The organism is Pseudomonas sp. GL_091 (genome assembly GCF_057837725.1).
The window spans coordinates 1,659,929-1,686,544 of the sequence record NZ_CM174451.1 but is presented as its reverse complement, the minus strand read 5'-3'; the positions used below and the strand labels follow the sequence as shown (position 1 = coordinate 1,686,544).

Here is a 26,616-nt window from a genome sequence, read left to right as displayed (position 1 = left end):
AAAAAACCGCGCACAGTCAAATTTATGGCGCACATATCTGGATTAACTTGGGGTTAATTAACCAAACAGATGGTAAACCTTTGCTGCGTTCCGCGCTTGCTGGATCTGAGACATTTCATCGACTATCGCCTGCCTCTCCCCCATCGCTACCTCAAGTAGCTGCTTGTAGACATACAGCAACTCCTCAAGATTGCTACGCAGAACTTCTTCGTCCAGCGAAGCCTCGCTCAAGACGTCTTCCATGCAGGAACGGCAATCCAGGTCCAATTGACCGATAGCCTCCCAGTCGCGCTCGGCCAAGGCACCGACCAGCGCTTCACGAGTTTGTTCTATTCGCTGCAATACAAGACTCATGGCGATCTCCCTAGAACTGCGGACCTGGCGCAGCAATGCCGTCCCAGCCTTCTTTCACCGTGCGCAGCAAGCCCGCGACCTCATCGAGAATCCTCGGGTCGCTGCTGATGTTCGCCTCGGCCAGGCGCTTCATCATGTAGATGTAAAGGCTGTCGAGTTCGCCCACGGTATCGGCGCATTTTTCAAGATCCAGGCCTTCACGCAAGCCACCGATGATGCCAATCGCCTTGCTGATCGACACACACTTGCCGGGAATGTCCTTGCGCTCCAGGGCACCTTTGGCCTGAGCGATACGGTCCAGGCCACCTTCCATGAGCATTTGCACCAAACGATGCGGACTCGCTTCGGACGTCTGGGCGTGCGCGCCCACTTTCTGATACTGCCGAAGGGCTAACATTGGATTCATGTTCTACCTCATTACCACAATGACTCGTATAGCCAGTGTATCGTCCGCGCACCGGGAAACTTTAGAGCAAAAGACAAAAACCCGGCACACGCGAAAATGCGTAGCCGGGTTTTGTCGACAGCTTTTGACTAGCTGTTGGACTTCTGGGCGTTCAAGGAAGTGAAGAACGAGGTGATGTTCGTCGCCGTCGCCTTCATTTGCCCGACCAAAAGGTCCATTGCGTTGTATTTGGCAGTCAACGTCTTGGTCATGTTGGCGACACGAAAGTCCAACGCAGTCTGCTGAGTTGAAAGGTTCTTGCTCACGCTCTGCAGGTTGGTATTGCGCTGATCAAGCAACCCGCCCGTCTGCACATAAGGCTGGATTGCGGTGCCCATGCGCGCCAGCAGGCCGTTGGTAGCATTGCTACCGTTGAACAACTGCTGCATCTGGCCGCTCATGCCGTTGATGGCCATCTTCTCGTTGAACGCCGTGGTGTTGAACGCCAGGTTGCCGGTTTTCTCGTTCGTCAACACGCCGATCTGCGACAGCACGGCCAATGGACCGCCCGCCCCGGGAGCCGTCAGCACACCGCGGATATCGGAAATCAGCGTGCGCGACATCGAGTCGCCGGTAAACGCCGCCTGAACCGTCAGGCTGCCATCGGCATCCGCTGTCGCCTTGGACAGGGAGTTGATGGTGTTCATCAGGGTGTTGTAGGAATCAACGAACGATTGGATCGACGTCTGCAAACCGGTGGTGTTAGTCGCGACGGTGATTGTCGCAGCAGCCGGCGGCGTACCCGGGCTCACGGACGCCAGGTTCAGGGTCAGGCCGCTGACTGCACCGGTCACCGTATTGCTCTTGCTGGTCACTGCCAGGCCATCGATGGTCAGCGATGCATCCACCGCAACCCCGTTGACAGCCCCCGAACTGGTAGCCGAAGGGTTAGCGCCCATCGGTTGGGTGCCGTCGATATCAAGGCCGGCGATACCGCTGACCGTAAGGTCGGAACCCGCGCCGGTCTTGCTGGTACTGATCACCAGCCGTGACGCACCGCTGCTGTCGGTCACGATGTTGGCAGAAATACCATTACTCGCCTGCGCAGTGTTGATGGCATCCCGGGTGCTCTGCAAGGTCGCATTGGCTGGAATCGTGACATCGTAATCAGTGCCATTCTGACTGATTTTCAAAGTACCACTCGGAATGGCACTGGCGGCACCGCCGGCAAAAGAAGCACTGGCGACTTTCGAGCTGGTGGCCAGATTATTCACAACAACGCTGTAGGTACCGGCAACGGCGGTGTTGTCGGAAGTTGCACCCAGGATCGACGGGGTACCCGAAGTGGCGGTATAGCCCGCAAACGCAGGATTGGTCTTGCTACCGAGATTGGTCAGCGCCGTCTGAAAGGCCGTCAGTGCGCTTTTCAGGGAACCGACACCGGAAATCTTCAGCGTGTTGGTTTTGGTCTGAGTATCGATCTGCGTCTGTTTCGCCGATTTGTCGGCGTTGACCAGCGCAGTGACGATCGCACCGATATCCAGGCCGGAGCCTAAGCCCGTACCCGGCAAAATTGGACTTGCCATTTTTCGTCTCCCTTCAGGTTGCTGCCACTCTTTTGACCAATACCTGCGCCCAAGAACGTACAAACACTATTCATGCCAGCTATCAGACCTTGGCGTCGAACAATACGTGGCTCGCATTGCTCAGGCTTTCCGCCAGCTTGAGGGCCTCTGCGGAGGGGATCTGTCGCACGACTTCGCCCGTTTCGCTTGCAATCACTTTGACGACGACCTTTCCGGATTGCTCGTCTATCGAGAACTCCAGATTGCGCTTGATCGACTGTACGAACTTTTCGATCTGCTGCACCGCCTGCTTCAAATGGGCGCCATCCACATCCGTTTTTTTATCCGCCACTGGCGTCACTTTGGCGGCTTCAGGCTTTTCCGGCGCTTTATCCGAGACAGCGCTCGCTGGCTGGGGAGCCGGAGCCGGATAAGACACGCCAAGCTTTACGCTCATCTCCATGCCCATCACCTCTTAACGTAAAAAGCGAGAGAGCATGACAAGCACACTCCCCCGCTTAAACTCATTCCGAAATTACTGAAGCAGCTTCAGTACAGCGGAAGGCAGTTGGTTGGCTTGAGCCAGAACCGAGGTAGAAGCCTGTTGCAGGGTTTGCTGCTTGGTCAGGTTCGCGGTTTCTGCGGCGAAGTCGGTGTCTTGTACACGGCCTTGTGCAGCAGTGGTGTTTTCCACGATGTTCTGCAGGTTGGAGATGGTGCTGGTCAGACGGTTCTGCGAAGCACCCAGGTTTGCGCGGGTGGCGTTGATCGATGCCAGAGCAGCGTCGATCGCGGTGATCGCATTGTCGATGTTGGCAGACAGGGTAGCGGAAGTCGCACCGGTCAGAACAACTGTACCGCTGCCTACGGACAGGGATACGGCGTCGAACTTGGAGCTCAGTACCAGGTCGATGCGGTTGGCCGAGCCAGTGTTGGCGCCAACTTGCAGTTGCATGGTACCAGCCGTACCGTCCAGCAGGTTTTTGCCGTTCAGGTTGGTAGAGGCAGAGATACGAGTGATTTCGTCAGACATCTGAGCGAATTCGGAGTTGGTAGCGGTCTGGTCAGCAGTGCTGTTGGTACCGTTACGTGCTTTAACAGCCAGTTCACGCATACGCTGCAGAATGTCGGTCGAAGCTTGCAGCGCGCCTTCAGCGGTCTGGGCAACGGAGATACCGTCGTTGGCGTTCTGCACTGCCTGGTTGCCACCACGAATCTGTGCGGCCATGCGAGTTGCGATCTGCAGGCCAGCGGCGTCGTCTTTGGCGCTGTTGATTTTCAGGCCGGAAGACAGGCGAGCCATCGAAGTCGACAGAGCGTCGGTAGCACGGTTCAGGTTTTTCTGAACGTTCAACGACGTGGTGTTGGTGTTTACTGTTAAAGCCATGACGAATTCCTCGTTGGTTGGGTACTGCGGCTTCCGGCCCTGGCAACCGCCGGGTATGGCCTAGAGAACCTTCGTAATAGTTATCGTCGGGTTGGCAGGTTGCTTGAGGGCTTTTTTTAAAAAAAATGCCATCACCCTGCCACCCCCGAGAAAACAAGGGCTTAGCGCCCCTCAACCACGAAAAAATGACGCCATAAAACTGTCCGACCCACAAACGCCCGTACCAAAGCGGTCGTCGCCCCTCAAACCGACAGGTTTTCGAGCAACTCGATCAATTCATATTCCATGAAATCGGCGAGCCCCAGCCAATCCTGGCGCTCCTGACAGGCCAGCATCTGCCTGAGCATCAAGGCCCAGGCCTGCTGGACATCCCGGGGTGCCTGCGCAAACAGCCGCTGCGCCTCATCGAACAGATCAACCATGTTCAACGCCGCTTCGACATCACGTCCCAGGCGAAAAAGCCCTGCGCACTGCCGGTACTCGTCGATGCCTTTCACTTGAGGCTTCATTGCGCGAAATCCTGGTTGAACTGCGTACCGGCAATCATTGCCCCAGCCCGACTGCTATTGAAAAAAAGCACCTCCGGATGCCTGGCAATGTAACGCTCGAGCTCGCACAGGTAACTGCGGAAATTCAATTGCGTCTTGACCTTCTGCCCATGACCATCGTGCACCCAGTGCCTGGCCTGGTTCACTGGCGGTCCCAGGTCACCATCATTCCAACCGGTATGGGTCTTGTTCATCGGAAAGGAAAAATCCGCACCGAAAAGCGTGATGCGCTGCGCGCCCATCTTCACCGCCAGATCGACCGCCGGATGGATCACGCTGCCGCTGACGTAGAGCTGCGCACGCGGGTGTTGTTCACGCAACGCGGCGTAGATCGGGCTGGCGGAATAACCGCCATACCGTTTGCCTTTCCAGGCCTTCAGCATGTGTGGATCGCTCAAAGGCAAGTACACCAGCGGAATGCCTTCGGAGTCCTCGCCTGGCAGGTGCAGCACACTGATGCGCTGATCGATGCTCACGACCAGGTCAGGTTTGATTCCGTGTTCGCGAAGGGGCCGGTAAGCGGTATCCACGCTGATGAACAGGGGGCGTGGCGTTTGATTACGCACGGCGGCCAGGCGCTCGAAATTCCCTTCAAGGCTGGGCCCTGTGCCGATCACATAGATTTCACGCCCGGAACACGTGCCAAACAGCTGTGCCACATCATCATCGGCCAGCAGCACTTCGAGGGTGTCCTGCAAGCGCTGCTGAATGACCGGAGACTGCGGGTCGAATTCTCGATTGTTGAAACTCAAGTGCACTTCGCTGACCAGGCGATCACGAATCTTCGCACTGAAGTCATCCGCCAGCAGCATTTCGGCCGGCAAGGCAAAAAACGCTGTGCAGATGTCCGACAGATCGCCGGCATACAGCAGTTGCACACGCGGATCGCCCAACCACTGACGCTGATCGATCAGCTGCAACACCAGTGCGAAAAGCGCGCCGTTGAGGATATGGACATAGAGCTTTTCAAGCCCCGGGCGCTCCAGCAAAACCGCAGGCAAATCGCCGAAACCGGTGCCGTAGACGTGCAACTGTTCCTTGTCGAGTGGGAGGTTGGCAGCCTGCAATCGGGCCTCGCCCAAGCGATCATGGCGGCTGGTGAGCTGGATGCCACCCACACACAACGTCGAGTCCCGCCCCTCGATCAGGTCGACCTCGACGGCCAGGCCATCTTCCGCTTTCAATCGCGCATACAGCGACGGCCAGCGCCGCTGGATAACCTGAGCATTGTCTTCAAAGCATTCGCTCATGCTACCTCGCATTCCTTACAAGCAAAAAAGCGCTCAAGGTTAACCCTTGAGCGCTTTTTTGTACCGGCCTTTTTTATTAAAAGACTTTCACTCAAGGGCGATAGATGATCGCCGAACCCCATGACAGCCCCACACCGAAACCGCTGAGCGCAACGCGCTTCCATTCGGAATCGAGAATATGCTTTTCCAGCAGCAATGGAATGCTCGAGGACACCGTGTTACCGGTCTCGACCATGTCCTTGATGAACTTCTGCGGGCACTCTTCGAAGCGCCGCGCGACTGCATCGACAATCGCCGCGCTGCCCTGGTGAATGCAGAACGCATCGATGTCGTCGGCGCTCAGTTGCGACTCGCCGAGCAACTCATGCAAATGTGCCGGCACCTTGAGCAGTGCGAAGTTGAACACCTGGCGACCGTTCATGAAGAACACGCCGTCGGTGACTTTCAAATGTGGAGCGCCGGAACCATCGGTGCCGAACTTGGCCTTGCCCAGAGCCCAGGTCGGGTTTTCGCCCATCCAGGTAGCCGTGGCCGCATCGCCGAACAGCATGGTGGTATTGCGGTCTTCCGGGTCGACGATCTTCGAATACGGGTCGGCAGTGATCAGCAGGCCGTTCTTCAGGCCAGCGGCCTCCATGAAGCCCTTGATCGCATAGATGCCGTAGACGTAACCGGAACAGCCCAGGGAAATATCGAACGCGGCGACGCTGGTCGGCAGGCCGAGTTTGTCCTGAACGATGGCCGCGGTATGCGGCAGGCCTTCTTCATCACCGTTCTGGGTGACGACGATCAACGCATCGATGGATTCACGTTTCAGATCAGGATTGCTGGCAAACAGCGCATTGGCCGCTTCAACGCACAGATCGGAAGTTTCCTGATCAACGCCCTTGCGCGGCAGGAAAGCCGAACCGATCTTGCCCAGGATGAATTCTTCATCCTTCTCGAATTTTGCACCTTGTGCGTAATTGTCCACGCCGGCTACAGGAACGTAGCTCGCAATGCTCTTTATGCCAATCATTACGGCTTCCCAATAATAAACAGCCCAATACCACCACTCGCAGCAATCGAGGGGCGCCGACAAACTGGATTTCCGCCACCCCAAGGCGACGGCCGGGAAGCGTAGAGGGCCATCACTGAACCCGATAAAGGGTCAGGCGCCATCTTCCCGGTCAATACAATACAGTGAAGATGCCCGTTCTGACTCGCAGGTCACGCTATTTTGCCGAATCAGCCCGGCAACGGGTCATTCGACCAATGACCAGTCCAGTGCTGTTCCACGCTTGATAGCCTGACGGGCACGGCGTCCCAGGAGGCTTTGCGCATGCTTGGGCGCCAGCCCGAACCCCGGACGGATGGCTCTCAGATTTGTCCCGTCGAAGGGCTCGCCGGCCTCCATGTCCCGGGTCACATACAACGACCGACGGTACACCAGGGATTGGCGCTCAGCCTCGGTGGCACCGTAATGCACCTGCCCCATGGCTTGCCAGGCGCGTTCGGTTTCGATCACCAGGCTGGCCAGTTCGGAAGGCTCCAGCGAGAAACTGGCGTCGACGCCACCGGCCGCACGGTCGAGGGTGAAATGCTTTTCCACCACCGTTGCCCCCAGTGCCACCGCAGCCACGGACACACCAACGCCCATGGAGTGATCGGACAGCCCCACCTGGCAATCGAACAACTCGCGCAGATGAGCAATCGTGCGCAGGTTGCTGTTCGCGGGTGATGCCGGATAAGTGCTGGTGCATTTGAGCAGCACCAGATCCTTGCACCCGGCCTCGCGGGCGGCGCGCACGGTTTCATCGAGTTCGGCGATGCTGGCCATGCCAGTGGAAATGATCAGCGGCTTGCCCGTCGCGGCCACCCGGCGTATCAGCGGCAGGTCGGTGTTTTCGAAACTGGCGATCTTGTAGGCCGGCACGTCGAGGCTTTCGAGGAAGTCCACGGCGCTGTCATCGAATGGCGTGGAGAACGCCAGCAGACCCAGTTCCCTGGCGCGAGCGAAAATCGGCGCATGCCATTCCCAGGGCGTGTGGGCCTTTTCGTACAGCGCGTACAACGAAGTACCGGCCCACAGGCTGTTCGGGTCCTTGATGAAAAACTCGCCCTCGGCCAGGTCCAGGGTCATGGTGTCGGCGGTATAGGTCTGCAGCTTCAACGCATGGGCACCGGCTTTGGCCGCGGCCTCGACGATTTGCAGCGCCACGTCCAGGGACTGGTTATGGTTGCCGCTCATCTCGGCAATGATGAACGGCGGCGCATCGGCACCGATCAGGCGCTGGCCAATCTTGAAGCTAGTCATCTGCGTGATCCTTCAATACGCGCGTGAACGCGCAGGCACTCTGGGTAAATCCGGCTTCGCGAAAGACCTTCAGCGACGGCTGGTTAGCGGGCAACACCTGGGCGGTGAGCGACTCCAGTTCTGGCCAGTGAGCCTTCACAACGTCCTCCCCACGGTCCAGCAGCGCCCTGCCCCAGCCCAGGCCGAACCGGCCTTCGAACAGGTAAATCGACACCTCGGCGGTAAAGCCACGCAGGTCATAACGCAGCACACCGACCGGACCGTCATCGGCCTCGGCAATCAACAACAGCCGCCGGGGATTGCTCAGGCTCGCGGCCAGCCAGTTTTGATGCGCGGGCCATTCGATCACGCCGGTCTCCAGCGACCAGCGGCGCACGGCCTCGGTGTTGCGCCCGTCGAACAACAGCTGCGCATCACCCAGGGTCGCCGGGCGCACCCTCAGCACCGCGCCGGCCAGCGCAACCGCTACCCGCTGCGCGCCACGACCATCGACCAACAGTCGAGATTGTTGCGCCAGGCTCTGGCGCAGCCCCTGGTTACCCGCGACAAAGCCGATGGCCAGGCGTAGCTGCTCGACACTGACCTGCTCGCGGGCGCCCATGAACACATGGGCGCCCGCGGCCGCCATGACCTCGCCGTTGGCCTGCTGGTTGTTCGATACGGCAATGCAAATCGTCGGCAGCCCCATGGCCGCGCGCTCCCAACTGGTGCCGCCACCCGCGCCGACAAACAGGTCGGCCTCGGTCATCAATCGATAAAAGTCGCTGACAAAACTGTGCAGGCGCCAATGCGGGCGACTCGCCGCCAACACCTGCATCCGCGCCCAGGCCGGATTACCCGCACCGGCGACAAAATCGACTTCCAGCTCGGCAAAATCCGCCAGCGCCAGCATTGCATGATGGGTCTGCATCGCAGCGTCGAACCCACCGAAGTTCACCAGCACACGCCGGGCCTGGGGCTTGATTTCGATAGCCGGGCAACGGAACTCGTCGCGCAACATGGCGAATCGGGGGCCGAACAATGTCCGGCAGCCTGGCGCCAGCAGCGAGGTATAAGCCTCTGGCGTACCCGAGAGGTTCTGATTCAACAGCAAGTCGGCGCTGTAGGTTCGCGTGGCGAGATCATCCACCACGGCGATCCGTGGCGCAAAGCGCCGCGCAGCCGTCTGCCAGTGATGATCGAGGCCGTAGTGGTCGACAATGATCCAGTCGAACGCCGGCTGGTGTTCCAGCAGCGGCTCGAGCGCGGCGATGTCTGCCTGCCAGGGCAGCATGGATTCGATGGCTTGCTGCGGGTCTTCATCTTCGTAGCGCTCGGGCAGCGCGAAGGTTTCGAAACCTTCGGCCCGCAGTGCCTCCAGACGATGCCCTGGTAACAGGCGACAGGCGAAAGCCACATGACTGCCCTGCCTGCGCAATACGCGGGCCAGGCACAAGCAGCGCGCGATGTGGCCGCTGCCGATGGTCGGCGAGGCGTCGGAGCGAATCAGCACTCTCATTGCAGTTCACCTCCGGCTTTGAGCGCGGCATACAGGTACTCCGCGCGCTTCCAGTCCTGCGGTGTGTCGATGTCCTGCACCAGATGACGCGGCAGGATGACCGGCAGGCTGTACGGCGAGTACAGCACCTCGCCACACAGCCAGGCATCGCTGCGGCCCCAGTAGAACTGCCCGGCATCCTGATAGGCGATCGACAAATCCTGGGAGCGGGTATCACGATACTGCGGATACAGCGCCGTCAATGCACCGTGATCATCAAGGGTCAGGGCTCGCTGAACCGGGAAACCGAAGTCGCACACCGAGAAGGCGAAAGACTTGTCAGGATGCTGTTCCAGCAGGCTCAGCCCCTGGGCAAGAAATCGCGATTGCAACAACGGCGCGGTCGCGTAGATGCAACAGGCACGATCAAACTTATCACCCTGTTCACCCAAGGCTTGCAGGGCATGGGCGATCACCGCTGCGGTACCCGTGAAGTCATCGGCCAGTGCCGCCGGGCGCATGAAGGGCACCTGGGCGCCACAGTCCCGCGCCAGCCCGGCGATTTCCTCGTCGTCGGTGCTGACCACCACCCGGGAAAACAACCCGGACTCCAGGGCGACCTGAATCGAGCGGGCAATCATCGGCACACCGGCGAACGGTTTGAGGTTCTTGCCGGGTATGCGCTTGCTGCCACCGCGGGCCGGGATGATGGCAACGTTGTTCAACGGCGTTTTTCCAGGACAAACCAGGTGATGTCATCCACCGGGAATTGCCGATCGCGGTGGTAACCGAAACCGTAATCAACCAGTTGCAGGTCCTCATAGCGATCGAGCATTTCACCGGCAAAATCGCGCTTGAACAACTTGCCGCTGTTGCCGCGATACGGGACCTCGACCGGCGCCGGGTTGTAGTACTCGGCGATCAGTATGTAGCGCTGGCTCAGCTCATACAGTTGCGCGTACGCGGCCGGCAGCAACTCTGGTGCCAGGTGAATCAGCACGCCTTTGCTCAGGGTCAGGTCGAAGGTGCGTTCCCGGGGGAAATCGAACAGCGAACCCTGCCAGATCTGTGCAATACCCAACGCCCGGGCCGCGGCACAGGCGCTGGCATTGATCTCCACGCCGAACAACTCGCAGCGTGGCAACAGCTGCCGCAATGCCTGCAGGTTGTTGCCGGCATTGGTGCCCAGTTCCACCAGGGTGTCGATGTGCCCGACCCGTGTCAGTGCCTTGGCGAACAACGCCAGGTTGGCCGCCACCAGCGGCTGCCCGACATTGCGCTCAACGTACTGGTTGCCGAATTCGCCCTGCCAGAATGTTTCCTGTTCGGTCAGTTCACGCATCACACATTTCCCACCCGCCGCAAGGGCTGGATTATTTCGATCAGCTGCCGCATCTGCTCGACCACGTAGTCCTGTTGTTCATCACTGAGCAACGGATACAACGGCAGGCTGATGGCTTCTGCGTAGTAACGTTCGGCCTGCGGAAAATCTCCTTCGGCGAACCCGAGATCACGATAGTAAGGCTGCAAATGTACGGGAATGTAGTGCAGGTTCACACCGACCCCGGCAGCTCGCAAGCCCTCGAACACCTCACGATGAGTGAGATTGATCTGATCGAGTTGCAGGCGCACCACATACAGATGCCATGACGACTCGGCCTCAGGTTGTGCACCGGGCAAGGTCAGCGGCAAATACGCCAGCAAGCGCTCATAACGCGCCGCCAGTTCACGCCGACGCTCGATGAACTCATCCAGTTTGCTCAACTGCGACAAACCAAGGGCCGCTTGCAGGTCGGTAATGCGGTAGTTGAAACCCAGCTCCACCTGCTCGTAGTACCAGGGGCCGTCGCTGGGTCCGGTCATTTGCTGCGGATCCCGGGTCATGCCGTGGCTGCGCAAGCGTTGCAAACGCTCGGCGAGTTGCGGGCTGTTGGTCATCACCATGCCACCTTCGGCACTGGTGATGATCTTCACCGGATGAAAGCTGAACACGGTCATCGCGGCAAACTCGCCACAACCCACCGGGCGCCCGGCGTAGGACGCACCAGCGGCATGGGCCGCGTCTTCGATCACCGTTACGCCATATCGCCTGGCCAAAGCGGCAATCCTGCGCATGTCGCAGCTCTGCCCCGAGAACGCCACGGCCACCAGGACTTTCGGCAACCGGCCTTCACGCTCGGCCCGCTCCAGCTTGACGGCCAGCGCAGCGGCATCGAGGTTCCAGGTCAGCGGGTCGATATCGACAAAATCCACCTCGGCACCGCAGTAGCGACCACAGTTTGCCGAGGCGAGAAAGGTGTTCGGTGTCGTCCACAGCCAATCGCCCGGGCCGAGCCCCGCCGCCAGGCAAGCGATGTGCAGGGCCGCCGTGGCATTGCACACCGCCACGGCAAAACCGGCCTCGCAGCGTTCGGCCATCGCTCGCTCGAAGCGCTCGATGGTCGGCCCCTGGGTCAGCCAGTCAGACTGCAATACACCGACCACGGCGTCGATGTCCGCTTGATCAAGGCTTTGTCGAGCGTAAGGAATCATGCTGGCAACCAGGCACGCACCAGCGCGTCCCGGATGATCTGACACCCGAACGAACCGGTCCCGCCTGCGATGAAAATCGATTTTCCGTTGAACATGCCTTGAATCCTTATACCTGTTCGCCGGGCCTAGCCGAGCATCTGCGCCCAGTTCACCGAAGCACTTTCACCCAGGGTAAAGCCTTTGCCGTTCAAGGCCAGGTTGGCGTTATAGGCCTGGTCCTGGGCAAAGGCCGCCGCCCACTTGTCACGCAGCGCATCGAGGGCCTGCGGCACCTGTGGCACTTCACCCGAATGAATGACCTGTACCAGCGGCGTCCACACAGTGAGGTAACCGGCCTGACCGGCCCTGAGGCACAGATCGACGTCGCTCAAGCCGTCGGCGAAGGTCACGTTGTCCAGACCGTCCAGTTCGTCGAACAACGCTTTACGCACCATCAGGCACACCTTCGACACCGCCGAGTAGTTCTGCTCCAGCGCCAACCGGTGCAGGTAACCTTCGGCGTCGTGTTTTTCCCCGACAAAGGCTGAGCCCACACCACCGTTCATGCCGAGAACCAGCCCGGCCTGTGTGACCTTGCCGTCGCGGTCGATCAACTTGGGACCGACCACGCCGACTTCCGGACGCTGGGCGTGATTGAGCAGCGATTCAAGCCAGTTCGGGTTGACCACTTCACTGTCGGCGGCCAACAGCACCAGGTACTCGCCCTGCGCCTGCTGGCTGGCAGCGTTGTACAACGCCGCGTCGCTGAGGGTCTGGTCGGCACGCAGCACGCTGACTTTTGGATGCTGGTAAGTACCGAGCCAGTCATTGACCTCGGCCGACTGATTCGGGTTGAGTGCGATCAGTACTTCGAACTGGATGTAGCGAGTTCGCAGCAAGACCGCTTGCAGGCACTGTTGCAGGGCCGAAAGATTGCCCCCGGCCGGCACGATAATCGACACCAGCGGGCGCTCGGTGTGGCGGTAATCGATCTGATAAGTACCCGGCACCGTCGAAGTGATCTTGGCCTTGTAGCCGCGATTGACCAGGTGGCGCAACAACGCCAGGCGCTCATCGGCGTTTTCTTCCAGTACCGGCGCCCGGGCAATCACCAGCGGCTCATCCAGGTGGGCCAGCCCGTTGAGGCCACCCTGCTCGATGATGCGCAGCAGCAGGTCGAATTCCAGGGCCTTGCTGAAGTCAGGCTGGTAGCCGCCGACTTCAATGAACACTTCCCGACGGATCAGCCAGTGACGCGCCATCAAGGCCGGCAGGCTTTGCAGCAAATCCAGATTGAAGCCAGGCCGGAACACGTCCACCAGTGCGCCTTCGGCGGTGCGCTGGATTTCGTCGGTGGCGACGGCGCAGCAATCCGCGGCAGACAGCAGTTCCAGGCTGGCACGCAACAGACCACCGGCGGTGAATTCGTCGCCGGCTTCAGCCAGCATCAACCAGTCGCAAGGCGACTGACGAGCACTCTGGTTCAGCTTGTCGACGTAGTTGCTTTGGGTAACCCGGACAAAGTGCAGGGTGTTCTGCGCCGTGGTCGCGGCCGGTGCTTCACCGGTGGTGAAGACCACGATTTTGAACGCCTTGCCGTGGCCTTCGAGCAGGCTGTCGAGAGAGACCTGCAGCTTGTCGATGTCGTTATCCAGGTCCAGCAGGAAGATCCCGAACTGTGGACCACCGTCGTTGGCCGCCAGGTGCCGGGCGATCGACTCTGCCTCATGGGCATCGGGCTGACGGGGCGCAAGCCACTTGAGCAAACGACCGGAGAGCATCTTGTCGAATGTTGCACGATTACCCTCGACCGACACCGCCTCAAGACGTGCAGCCCAGTCGCGCAGGGTCTGCGCCTCTTCGTCTTCGCCCAGCAGTTCCAGCTGAGCCACCAGACGCTTGACCACCGTGCGGTTGAACACATTGCTGTCGTGGGCTTGCCACAAACGGTCGACCACACTTTCCGGCGTGTCATTGTTACGCGCCAGCATCAGGCTCTGCTGACGGGTCCAGATACCTTCCAGGCCTGCCAACTGAACGCGTCCGGCCGGCATGGCGTGCAACAGGAATTCGAACTGGGTCAACTGATCGAAAAACTGCTGATTGTAGAACGGCATTTCGACGTATTGCTTGGGGCCGAAACGGCGCTCAGGGCCTTTCTCGACGCTCGTCCAGGCGGACTCGATAATCAGCTCGGTGGTCAGTGCGCGCCCGGTGCGCAAGCTATCGGCCAAGGCCTCAAAGCTTTGCAGTGCGAACTGCCGGCCTTGCTCCGGGTCCTCGCCTTGAACTTGAGTCGGCAGCCCGAAGAGGAAAGCGGCAAAGGCTTCACGCTCGGCGACCGTCTTGGCATCGGTATGAGCCAGCGTGTGGAAGATCTCGGTGTTGTGGTCCGAATACCCGTAGTTCATCTCCCGCACCACATACGGGATCGGCAGAATCCGCGCCTTGCCCCGCGCCAGCATGTAGTACGTGTGACCGATTTCCTGCCATTGGAAGGACGTATCCTGAGGCATCACCTGATACCAGTCACGTACCAGGTCGGTGCGCTGTACGGCATAGAAAGGCGGCAGGTACTGGTGCATGTAATCGAGCACACGTTCCTCGGCGTACTCGGACGAATAGTCTTCGCAAACCTTCTTGTCACGCCGCAAGTAGCTGACGCTGTTAGGTTGCGACAGGTACATCATGCTGTAACCGTGGCACAGGCCGTAGTCGGGATTGGCCTCCATGAATGCCACGGCGGCGCGCAGGGCGTCATGTACATGGAAGTCATCGTCGGCGGCGAACACCATGAACGGCGTGGTCACTTGCTCCACGCCAAAGGCCAGCTTGGCGCGAACGCCCCAGTAGCCAAACTGCGGGACATGCTGGTAATCCACATTTTCAAACTGCCCGGCCAGGCTTGGCTGACCTTCGGTCGAAGAATCCAACACCAGAATCCTGCAAGGCAAGCCGCTGTAGAAACGTGCCGCCCGGCGCAAAAATGCCGGCCGCTCGTGAGACATCAGCACCACGGTCAACTGTTCGTTGAGTGCCAACCCGTGTTCAGAATTATTCTTGCCTTGCATACATTTCCCCACAACGGCGAATCGCCGAAAAAACCCAACGATGTCTTGTCGATTACCGCACGCGACGCAGGTAGCCATCCGGCGCGACGGTGATCAGCAGCTTGCTGTGAATGGCCTGGTCGATTTCAAAGTCGCGGTTTTCTTCCAGGTAGGCCCATACCGCGGTTTTCGGGTTGTCGCCCTTGCCCCACGGACGGTCCGGGAAGGCGTCTTCCGGCATGTCTTCAACCACGGTGTCCATCACCACGCAGTAGCTGCCCACCGAGGTCATCGGTGCATAGGCCCGCAGTTCTTCCAGTACGTGTTCGTGGGTGTGGTTGGAGTCCAGAACCACCAGCACTTTCTTGCCTTCGACGCGCTGGCGAACCTGCTCGACGATCGCCGGATCAATGCTCGAACCCTGGATCATCCGGATCCGCTTGCTCATCGGGTGCGCTTCGATTGCCTCACGGTTGTGCTGGCGGATATCGATGTCGACGCCCAGCACTTGGCCATGGCCGATCAGTTCCAGCATCGAGGCGTAAAACACCAGCGAGCCGCCGTGGGCGATACCGGTCTCGACGATGATGTCCGGCCGCAGCGCCCAGATGATCTCCTGCATGGCGACCATGTCCTGGGGGAACTGAATGATCGGGCGGCCCATCCAGCTGAAGTTGTAGGTGTACTTATGTTTGGCTGTGGTGCCAACCCAGTCCAGCGATGTGGCTTGCAAGGCTTTGTCCTGTTGCAGGCCTTCGATGTTGTCTTTTACTTCTTCACGAAACTGCTCATGAGGATTCATTACAGACTCTCCGGAAATTAGTCGCGGTGGTTACTTGAAAACCCGACCGTCTTGAAAGGAAGCAGGATTGGTCTTGATGGTCCTGGCGGGGCTGCCCACCACAACCGCATAGTCTGGAACGTCTCTGGTCACCACGGCGCCCGCACCGATGGTGACCCAACGACCGATGCGCAAACGCGGCAGGATCGTGGCGTTGGTGCCGATGAAGGTGCCGTCACCGATCACGACACAACCGGCAATGCAGACACCCGGCGCCATGAACACCGAATGGCCGACCTGCCCCTCATGCCCGACTACGCTGCCGGCGCTGATACTGGTGTTGTCACCCAGGCTGACTTGCGCCTGCATGATCACGCCCTCTTGCAGATAGGTGCCGACGCCCATGGTGATCATCGTCAGATCGATGCCTGGGTGGATGAAGTTGCCCAGGATGCCACCGGCCTCGACGATCTCGCAGGTGGTCCGGTAACGCAGCGCCGTGCTGCCGGTGATCAGATTGACAAAGCGTGTGTCGGGGCCTTTCAGCTCGGCCACCTTGTCGGTACCACCCACCACCGGCACGCCATGAAACAACGTGCCTTGCTTGGCCGGATCGTTATCGAGAAAGGCGAACTGCACCTCCGGCTGGCTGCGTTGCAGGGTGAGGATCATCCGTACCGCTTCAGGATTGGCCGCCCCCAGCAGGTAAACCTTCATAGCCGCGTCCTTTTGAGTACCAGCACGCGCAGCACCTCGATGACCCGGTGCTGATCGTCATCGGTCATGTCGTGGTAACTCGGCAGATTGATCGCGCGCTCCGGCAGCGAATGCGCCACGGGCGAGTCGGCCGTCAGTTGGCTGAACATCGGCAAGGACGACAGCGGCCAGAAGAACACCCGCGCGTCGATATCGGCGGCCTGGAAGGCTGCGCTCAACATGTCCCGCGTGATCCCCAGCTCGCGGTCAAAGACCACGGTGGGCATCCAGTAACCGTTGCGCGCGTGTTCGGGCTCAGGGTTCATGGACAAGCCCGGCAACGACGCCAACGCCTGGGCGTAGTGGGCAAAGATCGCTCGCTTGCGTTCGATCAACTCGTCGATCCGCTCGACCTGTGCGCAACCGACGGCCGCTTGCAGGTTGCTCATCTTGTATTTGAAACCGAGGAAATCCGGCCAGAACTGTTTGCTGCTGCCGGCCACCCGGCCATGGTTGGACAGGGTCAGTACACGGTCATACAGGGCTTTGTCCGACGTCACGAAGATGCCGCCTTCGCCAGTGGTCATGGTCTTGGTGCCGTGAAAGGAAAACGCACCGAACGCGCCCAGCGAACCGGCTGCCTGACCACGCCACTGCGAGCCGATCGCCTCGGCCGCGTCTTCGATGACCGGCAGGCCAAACTCGCGACCGATGGCCAGCAACGCATCCATGTCGCAGAGATTGCCGTAGAGATGCACCGCCAGAATCGCTTTGGTTCGTGGGGTGATCGCCCGCCTGACCTGCTGCGGGTCGAGGCACCAACTGTCGGCCAGCACGTCGACGAACACCGGCGTTGCGCCTAGATAGGTGATGGGCGCGGCCGAGGCGATCCAGTTGGTATCGGCGAGGATCACCTCATCGCCGGCACCGATGCCCAGCGCCGCCATGCCCATGTGCAGCGCGCCGGTACAACTGGACGTTGCAATCGCGTACGTCGCACCCAGGTGCTCGGCAAAGGACTTTTCGAAGCGCGTCAGGTACTCGTAACAGCGCTCTCCCCAACCATGGCGGACGGCATCGAGTACGTAGTCAGCTTCCAGCTCACCGACACTGGGTTTGGTGTAATGAATTCGGCTCATCGAATGATCAACTCGGGAATGGCAATGACAAAACGACCGTCCCATGCACGGATGCCGGCAAAGGCCTGGGTGATCTCATCCAGCAGGTTCCACGGCAGTACCAGCACGTAGTCCGGTTTTTCGATGTCGATCTGTGCCGGCGACACGATCGGAATGCGGCTACCGGGCAGGTACTTGCCTTGCTTGTGCGGGTTGGCATCGGCCACCCAGGCCAGCAGGTCCGGCTTGACCCCGGCGTAGTTGAGCAGGGTGTTGCCCTTGGCGGCGGCGCCGTAGCCGACCACGCGCTTGCCATCGGCCTTGGCCTGCAACAAGAAGCGCATCAGGCCATGCTTGATGCGCTCGGCGGCGGGCGCCAGGGTCGCGTAGAACTCAGGGGTTTTCACCCCGGCGGCGAGTTCCGCCTGCAGTTGTTGCCGGACCGCCGGTTGTACTTCGCGACGCCCGCCGTCCAGGCGCTGGACGAACACCCGCAGCGAACCGCCATGGGTCGAGAGCTGACTGACGTCGAACACTTGCAGGCCATTGCGCTCGCACAAGGTCTGCACAGCGGTCAGCGACAGGTAGGAATAATGCTCGTGGTACAGCGTGTCGAACTGCTGACCAGCCATCAGCGTCAGCAGTTGCGGAAACTCGAAGGTCGCCACACCCGTCGGCTTGAGCAGGGTCGCGAAACCGCCAAGAAAATCATTGATGTCCGGGACGTGGGCCAGCACGTTGTTGGCGGCCATCAGGTCGGCGCCCCAGCCTTCGTTTTTCAGCTGCGCGGCGGTGTCGCGACCGAAAAACAGTTCACGAATCTCCAGGCCTTTTTCCCGCGCCGCTTGCGCGGTGCTGCGGGTCGGCTCGACGCCCAGGCAAGGGATGCCGCGCCTGGCCACGTACTGCAACAGGTAACCGTCGTTGGCCGCGACTTCCACCACACGGCTGTCGGCGCTCAGGCCGAAGCGCTCGACCATCTCGGCCACATAACGCTCGGCATGGGCCAGCCAGGTGCTGGAGAACGAACTGAAATAGGCGTACTCGGCATCGAACAGGCTGTCGGCGCTGGTGTAATCCTCGGTTTGCACCAGCCAGCATTGCTGGCACACGGCAACCTTCAGTGGCACCCATTGTTCGGCCTGCTCCAGCTGGTCGACACGCACGTAGGCGTTGGACGGCGGCGAGGTGCCCAGGTCGATCAGCGGCAGGGTCAGCGCAGTCGCGCAACCACGGCAGTTCATAGACGCACTCCGGCAAAGTGTTCATCGAGCGCCGGATGACTCGCATCGCGCGCCGACAGATTATTGACAGGCAACGGCCAGGCAATCGCCAGCCGTGGATCGAGCACCGACAACCCGCCTTCGTGTTCCGGCGTGTAGTCGTTGCTGTGCAGGTAAAGCAGCTCGGCGTCGGCGCTCAGGGTCTGGAAGCCGTGGGCGAACCCGGCCGGAATCAACAGGCTGCGGCCATCGCCGGCACGCAAGTGTTCGGCGTGCCAGTGCAGGAAGGTCTCGGAGTCGGGACGCAGATCCACCGCGACATCCCAGACTTCACCGCGCAGGCAGGTGATCAACTTGGCTTCCGGCGCACGGGCATTCTGGTAATGCAGGCCACGCACGCTGCCGCGTTCGCGGGTGCAGGAGTGATTGATCTGGCGGATATGAAACGCCTGGCCAAACGCACCGAGGCTGCCTTCGCAAAACAACCGGGAAAAGTGCCCGCGCCCGTCCTCGAAGCGTTTGTGCTGCACGCAGAACAAACCGCTCAGCGGCAACGCCTTCAGCAGAAATTCACTCACAACGCGCCTCGGTACAGGTTCAATTGCGCCAGGCTGATGGCGCGCATGTCATCGCCGTTCTGCCACGCCAGATGCCAATCCAGGGTCTGGGTCAGGCACTGCTGCAACGACCAGCGCGGTTGCCAGCCGAGCAATTGACGGGCGCGGCTGCTGTCCAGGCGCAGCAGGCCGGCCTCATGCAAATCGCTCGGTTCGATGCGTAGCCCGCGCGCCTGCGGCCAGCGGCTGGCGAGCAGTTCGACCACTTCACCGACGCTGCACATGTCCGTCTCGCCGGGACCGAAATTCCACGCCCCGGCGAATTGCGGGCCTTGCTCATACAGGCCGGCCGCCAGTTGCAGATAGCCGGCCAGCGGTTCCAGCGCGTGTTGCCATGGGCGTACCGCCTGCGGATAGCGCAAGGTCACGGGTTCATCGGCCGACCACGCCCGCAGCACGTCGGGAATCAGCCGCTCCGGGGCGAAATCGCCACCGCCGAGCACATTGCCGGCGCGCGCCGTGGCCAGCGCCAGACCGTGCTCGGCGTGCTTTTCAGGCGCAAAGAACGAGGCGGCATAGGATTGCGCCAGCAATTCGCAGCACGCCTTGCTGCTGCTGTAGGGATCGTGACCGCCCAGCGCTTCGTTTTCGCGGTACGGCCACAGCCATTCCTGATTGGCGTAGACCTTGTCGGTGGTCACCAGCACGCAGGCGCGCACACCGCCCACCTGACGGATCGCTTCGAGCAGATTGAGCGTGCCCATGACGTTGCTGGAGTACGTGCCCAACGGGTCGCGATAACCTTCGCGCACCAGCGGCTGGGCCGCCAGGTGCAGGACGATTTCCGGCTGGGTCTCGGTGATCAGCTCCAGCAAGGCCCCGAGGTCACGCAGATCGCCGCGCTGATCATTGATGCCTTCGTGAGCGCGGGCCAGCCCGAACAGGCTCGGCTCGGTGGACGGATCGAGGGAAAACCCGCTGACCTCGGCACCCAGGCTTTGCAGCCACAACGTCAGCCAACTGCCCTTGAAACCGGTGTGGCCGGTGACCAGCACCCGCTTGCCGCGCCAGAATTGCGGGCTCAGCCCCATTGCTTCCATGGGGCCTCCCCGCTCTGCCACAACGCTTCCAGGTGATTCTTGTCACGCAGGGTGTCCATCGGTTGCCAGAAACCGTCGTGCTGGAACGCCATGAGCTCACCGCGCTCGGCCAGGCCGTCCAGCGGACCGGATTCCCACGAGGTGTCGTCGCCGTCGATCAGCGGCAGCACCTTGGGCGACAGGACGAAGAACCCGCCATTGATCCAGCCACCGTCGCCGCGAGGTTTTTCGGTGAAGCCCAGGACACGATCGCCATCGCGATTGAGCGCGCCATACCGGCCTGGTGGTTGCACTGCGGTGACGGTCGCCAGTTTTCCGTGCTGGAGATGGAAGTCCACCAACGCGCCAATGTTGAGGTCCGACACGCCGTCGCCATAGGTAAAACAGAAAGCCTTTTCGTCTTCGAGGTAGCGGCGGGCGCGGCGCAAACGGCCGCCGGTCATGGTCTCTTCGCCGGTGTCGATCAGCGTGACGCGCCATGGCTCGCTGTAGTTCTGGTGAACATCCATGCGGTTGTTGCACATGTCGAACGTGACGTCAGAGGTGTGCAGAAAGTAGTTGGCGAAGAAGTCCTTGATCGCATAGCCCTTGTAGCCAAGGCAGATCACGAAATCGTGGATTCCGTGGGCGGAGTACTGCTTCATGATGTGCCAGAGAATTGGCTTGCCGCCGACCTCGATCATCGGCTTGGGCTTGAGGTGCGACTCCTCGCTGATCCGCGTACCCAGGCCACCCGCCAAAATAACTGCCTTCATCCCCTTCCTCTCTTGTTCGTCACAGGGCTCAGCCAAGCTGTATCAAGCTTTTGCGGGCCATCCGGGTTAAACCTGCCGCCGTTCAGGGCGCATCCGTACTCACCGGAAGTGCTCGTTTTATGGCGATATAAGGGGGACTTGCAGGAAACGCGCCAGCTCTTTCAATCCGTTACCGGGCAATGCTTGGCGGGCATCTTCAACGCTGATTGCAAAGTCTGGCGGCAAAAAAAAGGCAGGCGACTCAACGTCGCCTGCCTGGTCGGGATGGGTGCGCGAACGGTCAGTCCGCCAGCCAGCCATTTTCCCAGTAGCGCAAATTGTCGCCGCGCAGCACGTAGTCACGCAGCACGATCTCGCGCAACTCATCGCCCATGCGATAGCTGGCGTCCGGATCGTCCAGGTGCATGCGGATCGCTTGCAGCCATTCATCCGTGGAGTTGGTCTTGATCCGGGTGCACGGCAGGTAGCCGCGATAGGCTTCGGTGTCGGTGCAAATTACCGGGTAACCGCAAGCGCCATACTCCAGCAGGCGCAGGTTGCTCTTGCAGTCGTTGAAGATGTGGAACTCCAACGGCGCCAATGCCAGATCCAGGTTCAGGCTGGCCAGTTTGGCCGGGTACACATCCAGCCCGATCACCCCGTGAAACTCATGCATGTACGGGCGCAAATCGTCCGGGCACATGCCGAAGAAGACCCAGTCGACTTCATTGGCCAGTTCGCGAACCACATCGGCGATGACCGCCAGGTCACCGTGGTGGCTGGTGCCGCCACCCCAGCCGACCCGGGGCTTTTTCGAGGTTCTGCGCTGACTGCGCAGGTCGGTCCACAAGTGCGACGCCAACATGTTGGGCACCACGCGAATGTCCTGATGCATGTCCGACAGCGCGTTACCCAGCGGCTCGGTGGAGACCACCACGCGATCGCACATGCCGATGGCACGCCGCACCAGCGCCTCCATTTCGTCCTTGCCCGGCATATTGCGGATATGCGCATTGCGGTGCGGAACGTTGATCACGAAGTCATCCAGCTCATAGATACGTCGCGCGCTGGAGTATTTTTGCAGGCTCGGGATTTCGTTGATCGGACCTTCGGAATAGCGCCCCTGCAAGATGATCACGTCAGGCGAATGGCGCTCGACTTCGATGATGGTCGGCAGGTTGTAATGAATCCGCCCGTGCGCCCTGCCGGCGGCCTCCAGCTCGATCAGCGGCTGCGTGACCCGGTAATGGCCGATGGCGGACGCGTTGACCGGCAACGCGAGAATCTTCGGCAGCTGAGCCTTGGAAAACGGGCTCCAACCGGATCGCAAGCCCGGCTCGAGACTGAAGCTTGCCCCGCCCAATCCCTGCAACGCCAGGTTGGTGTTGTAGGCCGGATCACGGGCCACGATCGGCAGCCAGCGCTTATAGAAGACTTCCTGCTCCTGCTCGCCCCGGGCCTGGTCACCTTCTTGCGCAGCCACCGCCGGTTGCGCGCCCAAGGCCAGTTGCGCGTGAGGCGTCCACACCACCAGATAACCTTCCTGGCCAACCCGCAGGCACAGGTCCACCTCGTTGAGGGATTGCGCCAGGCCCTGCTCGTCCAGGCCGCCGACTGCGTCAAAGACCGCCTTGCGTACCATCAGGCAATCGCCGCCGACGGCACTGTAATTGTGAGCGACCTGCAAGCGGTACATGTACCCCGCTGCGTGCAGCATCTCACCATGGAACGGCATGCCGGCCGGCCCTTGCAACCCGAGAATCAGGCCGGCATGCAGCACGCGGCCATCGGGGTTGAACAGCTTGGCCCCCACTACACCGACTTCCGGACGTTGTGCATGATTGAGCAACTCGCCCAGCCATTGCGCCTGGGTGATCACCGTGTAGGGGTTGAGCATCAGCACGTACTCGCCAGCGGCCTGCTGCACGGCGAAGTTGCGCACCGCCGCCGCATTACCCTGCAACTCGCAGCGCAGCACCCGGATCCGCTCACTGCCCAACTGCGCCATGCCGGCGAACCAGTCAAGCGCCTCGGCGCTCTCGCTGCCGTTATCCACCAACAGCAACTCGTATTCGCCGTAGGCGGTTTTCTCCAGCAGACTCTCGACACAGCGTTGCAGCGCCAGGGTCTGATCCTTGCTGACGATAACGATCGACACCAGCGGCCGATCAGCATGGTGATAGTCGACCCGATTGAGCAGCGCGGAACTGCCCTGGCGAATATCGTGGGCGACACCCAGGCGCTGCAAGTGCGCCTCAAGCAACCGCGGATTGGTGTCCACCACTTGCGGCAGCGACAGCCATTTGGCCAGGTCGAACGCCGACTCCAGCAACACCTCCGAAATGTGCCCGACCACGTGCGTGCCAGCACTCTCGACCATGCGCCATAACACATCGTGTGGCGCCAGTTCGCCGTACACCGAATCGAAACCGCCCAGCGCCAGGAACTGCTCGCGCTCGAATGCCAGCGCTCGCCCCACGTAGGGATAGCTGCGCATCAAGTCCAGGTTGAAGTCCGGCTTGAATGCAGGTTCGGCCGACTCACCCTGATGCAACCCACCTTCGTCGCTGTACAGGCAGGTCAGCGTGCGCGACAACGCAATCCGCTCGGCCATGACCAGCAAGGCCGGCGCCACCAGGCGATCACCGGCACGCAGCAGATAAAACCAGCCAATGCCTTCCAGTTGCGGCAACAGGACGTTGATCTGCTGCTGCCAGCCGTCCTGCAACGGCAAGCGGAACACACGCTCATCCAGCACAGCTTCTGTGCACGATGCCGACAGCACCAGCGTCAGTTCAGGGGGGTAATCCTGATCCGCCAGCGACTGCAGGGTGAGCTCCAGTACCGAACGGCTGCCTTGCTCGTCGATGATGACCGGAACGATTTTGGGTCTGCTTGGCCAAGCCTCCAATGTATCCGCCAGCAGCTCGCGCTGACCGTCGGTGAGACTGCGGCACGCCAGCCACTGGGCATACAGTTGCGCGAAACTGACACTGGCGATGCCGACATGCCAGTCCTGGGTGGTCTGCTTGGTGCCCAGGGTCCGGCTCAACGGCAACTCTTCCCATACCCGCGGTGACTCGTCCACTTTGGTCAGTGGCACATAGCGCACCCAACCCTGGGCCGGCGCTGATTCGCCGCTACGGGCCTTGAGCATCTGCGACAGCCATTGCCGTTCGGTTTCGGCCGCGTCCTTCATCGACTGCTGGCTGCTCAGACGTTCGGGGTACAGGCGCTCGACGCCGAGCACGTGATTGGACACCGCCAGATTGCCGCGCCGCATCAGGCAGACGTACAAGGCAAAATCGAGGGTCGCGACGAAGCAATGGCCGGGCTGCGTCAGTGCCGGGAACAGTTCGAGCACGTCAGCCCGACGGAACATCGCATTGCTGAAACCACCGAGGATATTGACCGGGAAGTTTTCGAAGATCGCCAGCAGGTCCTCGCCCTTGAACACCCCGCCCACCGGGGAAAGCGGGGTGTTTTCCAGGCGCGAAGGCAGCGGCATATCGTCGGCATCCCAGAGCAGGCGCTGGGCGACCACCAGGTTGACGTCGGCACAATCGATGAGCACCTGGGCCTGACGCTCGATGCAGGCGGAAAACAACTGGTCGTCATCACAAAGAAACTTGATGTACTCGCCCTGCGTCTGCTCCAGGCAAGCTTGCAGGTTACCCACCAACCCCAGGGTGCGTTCGTTACGCACATAGCGCACGGTCGCGCCCTGCTCGACCAGCGACGCCACGATGTCTTCGATCTCCTGACCACGACTGTCATCGCAAACGATGATCTCCAGATTGCCGTAGCTCTGGCTCACAGCCGTGTGCAAGGCACGACCGAAAAAGCGTGGATTGAAGGCGGGAATGACCAGGCTGACAAGCGGAAGTGAATTCACGGCGGGCTCACAGGCGGCGCGAGCCCGCCCTGAAAAGCGAGCCCTTTGTTACCGCAAAAAAGACGATAAATACTGAAGGGGCAAGGCCATCGGGCGCCTGCGCGCCCGACCACCGTCAGATCTTGTTGAACAGGCCCAACTGGGAAATCTTGCTGAACGCCAGCTGCGCCGCCTGCAACATGGTCTGCTGCAAGGTCAGGCGAGTCATGGCTTCAGCCGGGTCCGAATCGCGAATCGACTTCTGGCTGGCGCTGTTCGCCAGGGTCAGGCTCTCGTTGGTCGCGGCCTGGTTATCCAGTGCCTGACCGCGGGCACCGATCGTGGTGATGGCTGAGCCGATCTGGTTGGCGGCACTGTCGATGTTGCCCATTCCCGACTCCATGGCCCCCAGTAACTTCTGCTTGGCCACCGGGTCGCCGTCGATCGGCGTGTTCAGCGCGGTGATCATCTGGCCCAGGGTGTCGAGCACGTTCTGGGTCTGATGGTTGTTGGACTGAATCACGAACTGGTCGCCGGACGCCGGGGCGCCACCGCCCAGGGCAAAGGTCACGCCCGCCGCGGTGGCGTTGCCGCCCGCCACGGTGCCCGACGACACCGGCTTGCTGTCGGCAGTGATCGGCGCGGCATACAGGTCGAAATTGGTGGCGCTGGTGAACTTGAGGATCGCCCCGCCCGACGGGAAGGCGTTGGTGTAATCCGTCGGGTTGGTCACGCTGGAACCGGTGATCACCGCGGTCGACGGGTTACCGGCGCTGCGCGAGGTGTTGAAGGTGTCCGACGTGGAAGACAGATTGAAACTGTGACCGGCGATCACCGCATCCGGATTGGTATCACCGGTTTTGAGGTTGATGTTCAGTTTCAGATCAACGCCACGGAAACTGACCGTCTGGTTGGCACCGTTGGAGTTGCTGATGACACCGTTCTGGCTGGCTTCGGTGGTCACGTCATTGCCCAGCGCGTCGGTGATCTTCAATTGGGTGCTGCTGAGGAAGCTGACGGTGTAGGGCTGGCCGCCCGTGAACTTGGCGTTGTAGGTGGAGCTGGTGCCGACTGTACCGTTGGACAGCACCACGCGACCGTCATCCACCGCCGGAGCGGTCATGGTGGTCTGGGTGCGACTGGTATTGATGGTCTGCTGGAACGCATCCCAGCCAGTGGTGTTGGTCCCGACCGTCATGCCATCGCCAATGCCAAGGTCGATGGTGGTCTGGTCACCGTTGTAGCTGTAGGTGCCGTCCGAGTTCTGCGAGTAAGGCGCGGTGTCGGTTTTCGAACCGGAGAACAGGTAGTTGCCGTTAGCATCCTTGGAGTTCATCAGGCCCAGCACTTGTTGCTGGATCTGGCCCAACTCCGACGCATAGGCCTTGCGGTCCGTGTCGGTGGCAATGCCATTGCTGGCGGCGAGGGCCAGTTCCTTGGCGCGCTGCAAAGCGGTACCGATGGAGTCGAGCGTCGTTTCCTGCAGGCTCAACGCACTCTTGGTGGTGTTGATGTTGGTGCCGTACTGACCAAACATCGCGCTCTGCTGACCCAGTTGCAGCAAACGACCGGCACCGATCGGATCATCGGCGGCAGTGTTGACGCGGATCTGGCTGCTGATTTCGTTGCTGGTCGCGATGGCCTTGTTGAAGTTGCGCTGGTAGTTGGCAGCGGTGATTTCGTAATACTGGGCGGTGGAAATGCGCATGA

Annotated in this window: 23 protein-coding genes; all 23 read right to left on the bottom strand. The window is 60.7% G+C overall.

The window, feature by feature from the left end:
- Positions 1-57: 57 nt before the first annotated feature.
- The 23 genes from fliT to AC3ITY_RS07575 all read right to left on the bottom strand — a co-directional run bounded on the left by fliT (position 58) and on the right by AC3ITY_RS07575 (position 26,614).
- Positions 58-354, bottom strand: coding sequence for a flagellar protein FliT (gene fliT, locus AC3ITY_RS07685; protein ID WP_015096255.1), 297 nt, complete (start codon positions 352-354; stop codon positions 58-60).
- Positions 355-364: 10 nt separating this feature from the next.
- The gene (gene fliS / locus AC3ITY_RS07680; protein ID WP_151213381.1) at positions 365-760 is read right to left on the bottom strand and encodes a flagellar export chaperone FliS; all 396 of its coding nucleotides are present in this window, start codon (positions 758-760) and stop codon (positions 365-367) included.
- A 128-nt stretch (positions 761-888) separates the two neighbouring features.
- Positions 889-2,325, bottom strand: coding sequence for a flagellar filament capping protein FliD (gene fliD / locus AC3ITY_RS07675; RefSeq protein ID WP_489308331.1), 1,437 nt, complete (start codon positions 2,323-2,325; stop codon positions 889-891).
- A gap of 82 nt (positions 2,326-2,407) precedes the next feature.
- Positions 2,408-2,767 (bottom strand): flagellar protein FlaG, encoded by a 360-nt coding sequence (locus tag AC3ITY_RS07670; protein ID WP_489308330.1) that lies wholly within the window; start codon positions 2,765-2,767, stop codon positions 2,408-2,410.
- 72 nt (positions 2,768-2,839) lie between these two features.
- The gene (locus tag AC3ITY_RS07665; RefSeq protein WP_057715895.1) at positions 2,840-3,691 is read right to left on the bottom strand and encodes a flagellin domain-containing protein; all 852 of its coding nucleotides are present in this window, start codon (positions 3,689-3,691) and stop codon (positions 2,840-2,842) included.
- Positions 3,692-3,933: 242 nt separating this feature from the next.
- A complete protein-coding gene (locus AC3ITY_RS07660) occupies positions 3,934-4,200 on the bottom strand; it encodes a hypothetical protein (protein WP_489308329.1) in 267 nt (88 codons plus the stop codon).
- Positions 4,197-5,489, bottom strand: a complete 1,293-nt coding sequence (locus tag AC3ITY_RS07655) for a motility associated factor glycosyltransferase family protein (protein ID WP_489308328.1) — start codon at positions 5,487-5,489, stop codon at positions 4,197-4,199. The genes AC3ITY_RS07660 and AC3ITY_RS07655 overlap by 4 nt, the downstream gene beginning before the upstream one ends.
- Before the next feature lie 91 nt (positions 5,490-5,580).
- Positions 5,581-6,507: a ketoacyl-ACP synthase III gene (locus tag AC3ITY_RS07650; RefSeq protein WP_477752404.1), complete on the bottom strand. Its 927-nt coding sequence runs from the start codon at positions 6,505-6,507 to the stop codon at positions 5,581-5,583.
- A gap of 225 nt (positions 6,508-6,732) precedes the next feature.
- The gene (pseI, locus tag AC3ITY_RS07645) at positions 6,733-7,785 is read right to left on the bottom strand and encodes a pseudaminic acid synthase (protein ID WP_489308327.1); all 1,053 of its coding nucleotides are present in this window, start codon (positions 7,783-7,785) and stop codon (positions 6,733-6,735) included.
- The gene (gene pseG, locus AC3ITY_RS07640) at positions 7,778-9,283 is read right to left on the bottom strand and encodes a UDP-2,4-diacetamido-2,4,6-trideoxy-beta-L-altropyranose hydrolase (RefSeq protein WP_489308326.1); all 1,506 of its coding nucleotides are present in this window, start codon (positions 9,281-9,283) and stop codon (positions 7,778-7,780) included. Before pseG ends, pseI begins: the two co-directional genes overlap by 8 nt.
- The gene (gene pseF, locus AC3ITY_RS07635) at positions 9,280-9,987 is read right to left on the bottom strand and encodes a pseudaminic acid cytidylyltransferase (RefSeq protein WP_489308325.1); all 708 of its coding nucleotides are present in this window, start codon (positions 9,985-9,987) and stop codon (positions 9,280-9,282) included. The genes pseG and pseF overlap by 4 nt, the downstream gene beginning before the upstream one ends.
- Positions 9,984-10,604: a pseudaminic acid biosynthesis-associated methylase gene (locus AC3ITY_RS07630; protein WP_489308324.1), complete on the bottom strand. Its 621-nt coding sequence runs from the start codon at positions 10,602-10,604 to the stop codon at positions 9,984-9,986. Before AC3ITY_RS07630 ends, pseF begins: the two co-directional genes overlap by 4 nt.
- Positions 10,604-11,794 (bottom strand): UDP-4-amino-4,6-dideoxy-N-acetyl-beta-L-altrosamine transaminase, encoded by a 1,191-nt coding sequence (pseC, locus tag AC3ITY_RS07625; protein WP_489308323.1) that lies wholly within the window; start codon positions 11,792-11,794, stop codon positions 10,604-10,606. Before pseC ends, AC3ITY_RS07630 begins: the two co-directional genes overlap by 1 nt.
- 125 nt (positions 11,795-11,919) lie before the next feature.
- Complete coding sequence (locus AC3ITY_RS07620; protein WP_489308322.1) at positions 11,920-14,844, bottom strand: TIGR00180 family glycosyltransferase; 2,925 nt, start codon at positions 14,842-14,844, stop codon at positions 11,920-11,922.
- A 52-nt stretch (positions 14,845-14,896) separates the two neighbouring features.
- Positions 14,897-15,625, bottom strand: coding sequence for a cephalosporin hydroxylase family protein (locus AC3ITY_RS07615; RefSeq protein WP_489308321.1), 729 nt, complete (start codon positions 15,623-15,625; stop codon positions 14,897-14,899).
- Between the two features lie 30 nt (positions 15,626-15,655).
- A complete protein-coding gene (locus tag AC3ITY_RS07610) occupies positions 15,656-16,321 on the bottom strand; it encodes an acetyltransferase (RefSeq protein WP_489308320.1) in 666 nt (221 codons plus the stop codon).
- A complete protein-coding gene (locus AC3ITY_RS07605; RefSeq protein ID WP_489308319.1) occupies positions 16,318-17,439 on the bottom strand; it encodes a DegT/DnrJ/EryC1/StrS family aminotransferase in 1,122 nt (373 codons plus the stop codon). Before AC3ITY_RS07605 ends, AC3ITY_RS07610 begins: the two co-directional genes overlap by 4 nt.
- Entirely contained in the window at positions 17,436-18,662 is a 1,227-nt protein-coding gene (locus AC3ITY_RS07600; RefSeq protein ID WP_489308318.1) for a methyltransferase domain-containing protein, read from the bottom strand. Before AC3ITY_RS07600 ends, AC3ITY_RS07605 begins: the two co-directional genes overlap by 4 nt.
- The gene (locus AC3ITY_RS07595) at positions 18,659-19,219 is read right to left on the bottom strand and encodes a dTDP-4-dehydrorhamnose 3,5-epimerase family protein (protein WP_489308317.1); all 561 of its coding nucleotides are present in this window, start codon (positions 19,217-19,219) and stop codon (positions 18,659-18,661) included. The genes AC3ITY_RS07600 and AC3ITY_RS07595 overlap by 4 nt, the downstream gene beginning before the upstream one ends.
- Positions 19,216-20,298 carry a CDP-glucose 4,6-dehydratase gene (gene rfbG / locus AC3ITY_RS07590; RefSeq protein WP_489308316.1) on the bottom strand — a complete coding sequence of 361 codons (1,083 nt, stop codon included), beginning with the start codon at positions 20,296-20,298 and terminating at the stop codon, positions 19,216-19,218. The genes AC3ITY_RS07595 and rfbG overlap by 4 nt, the downstream gene beginning before the upstream one ends.
- Positions 20,280-21,053: a glucose-1-phosphate cytidylyltransferase gene (gene rfbF / locus AC3ITY_RS07585; protein WP_489308315.1), complete on the bottom strand. Its 774-nt coding sequence runs from the start codon at positions 21,051-21,053 to the stop codon at positions 20,280-20,282. The genes rfbG and rfbF overlap by 19 nt, the downstream gene beginning before the upstream one ends.
- Before the next feature lie 280 nt (positions 21,054-21,333).
- On the bottom strand, positions 21,334-24,927 hold the full coding sequence (locus tag AC3ITY_RS07580) for a glycosyltransferase (protein WP_489308314.1): 3,594 nt from the start codon (positions 24,925-24,927) through the stop codon (positions 21,334-21,336).
- A 115-nt stretch (positions 24,928-25,042) separates the two neighbouring features.
- Positions 25,043-26,614, bottom strand: a complete 1,572-nt coding sequence (locus AC3ITY_RS07575) for a flagellar hook-associated protein 3 (RefSeq protein WP_489308313.1) — start codon at positions 26,612-26,614, stop codon at positions 25,043-25,045.
- Positions 26,615-26,616 lie beyond the last annotated feature (2 nt).

Coding starts and splice junctions, on each gene's coding strand:
- fliT (WP_015096255.1), bottom strand. CDS start 354: ATGAGTCTTGTATTGCAGCGAATAGAACAAACTCGTGAAGCGCTGGTC.
- fliS (WP_151213381.1), bottom strand. CDS start 760: ATGAATCCAATGTTAGCCCTTCGGCAGTATCAGAAAGTGGGCGCGCAC.
- fliD (WP_489308331.1), bottom strand. CDS start 2,325: ATGGCAAGTCCAATTTTGCCGGGTACGGGCTTAGGCTCCGGCCTGGAT.
- AC3ITY_RS07670 (WP_489308330.1), bottom strand. CDS start 2,767: ATGGAGATGAGCGTAAAGCTTGGCGTGTCTTATCCGGCTCCGGCTCCC.
- AC3ITY_RS07665 (WP_057715895.1), bottom strand. CDS start 3,691: ATGGCTTTAACAGTAAACACCAACACCACGTCGTTGAACGTTCAGAAA.
- AC3ITY_RS07660 (WP_489308329.1), bottom strand. CDS start 4,200: ATGAAGCCTCAAGTGAAAGGCATCGACGAGTACCGGCAGTGCGCAGGG.
- AC3ITY_RS07655 (WP_489308328.1), bottom strand. CDS start 5,489: ATGAGCGAATGCTTTGAAGACAATGCTCAGGTTATCCAGCGGCGCTGG.
- AC3ITY_RS07650 (WP_477752404.1), bottom strand. CDS start 6,507: ATGATTGGCATAAAGAGCATTGCGAGCTACGTTCCTGTAGCCGGCGTG.
- pseI (WP_489308327.1), bottom strand. CDS start 7,785: ATGACTAGCTTCAAGATTGGCCAGCGCCTGATCGGTGCCGATGCGCCG.
- pseG (WP_489308326.1), bottom strand. CDS start 9,283: ATGAGAGTGCTGATTCGCTCCGACGCCTCGCCGACCATCGGCAGCGGC.
- AC3ITY_RS07630 (WP_489308324.1), bottom strand. CDS start 10,604: ATGCGTGAACTGACCGAACAGGAAACATTCTGGCAGGGCGAATTCGGC.
- pseC (WP_489308323.1), bottom strand. CDS start 11,794: ATGATTCCTTACGCTCGACAAAGCCTTGATCAAGCGGACATCGACGCC.
- AC3ITY_RS07620 (WP_489308322.1), bottom strand. CDS start 14,844: ATGCAAGGCAAGAATAATTCTGAACACGGGTTGGCACTCAACGAACAG.
- AC3ITY_RS07615 (WP_489308321.1), bottom strand. CDS start 15,625: ATGAATCCTCATGAGCAGTTTCGTGAAGAAGTAAAAGACAACATCGAA.
- AC3ITY_RS07610 (WP_489308320.1), bottom strand. CDS start 16,321: ATGAAGGTTTACCTGCTGGGGGCGGCCAATCCTGAAGCGGTACGGATG.
- AC3ITY_RS07605 (WP_489308319.1), bottom strand. CDS start 17,439: ATGAGCCGAATTCATTACACCAAACCCAGTGTCGGTGAGCTGGAAGCT.
- AC3ITY_RS07600 (WP_489308318.1), bottom strand. CDS start 18,662: ATGAACTGCCGTGGTTGCGCGACTGCGCTGACCCTGCCGCTGATCGAC.
- rfbG (WP_489308316.1), bottom strand. CDS start 20,298: ATGGAAGCAATGGGGCTGAGCCCGCAATTCTGGCGCGGCAAGCGGGTG.
- rfbF (WP_489308315.1), bottom strand. CDS start 21,053: ATGAAGGCAGTTATTTTGGCGGGTGGCCTGGGTACGCGGATCAGCGAG.
- AC3ITY_RS07575 (WP_489308313.1), bottom strand. CDS start 26,614: ATGCGCATTTCCACCGCCCAGTATTACGAAATCACCGCTGCCAACTAC.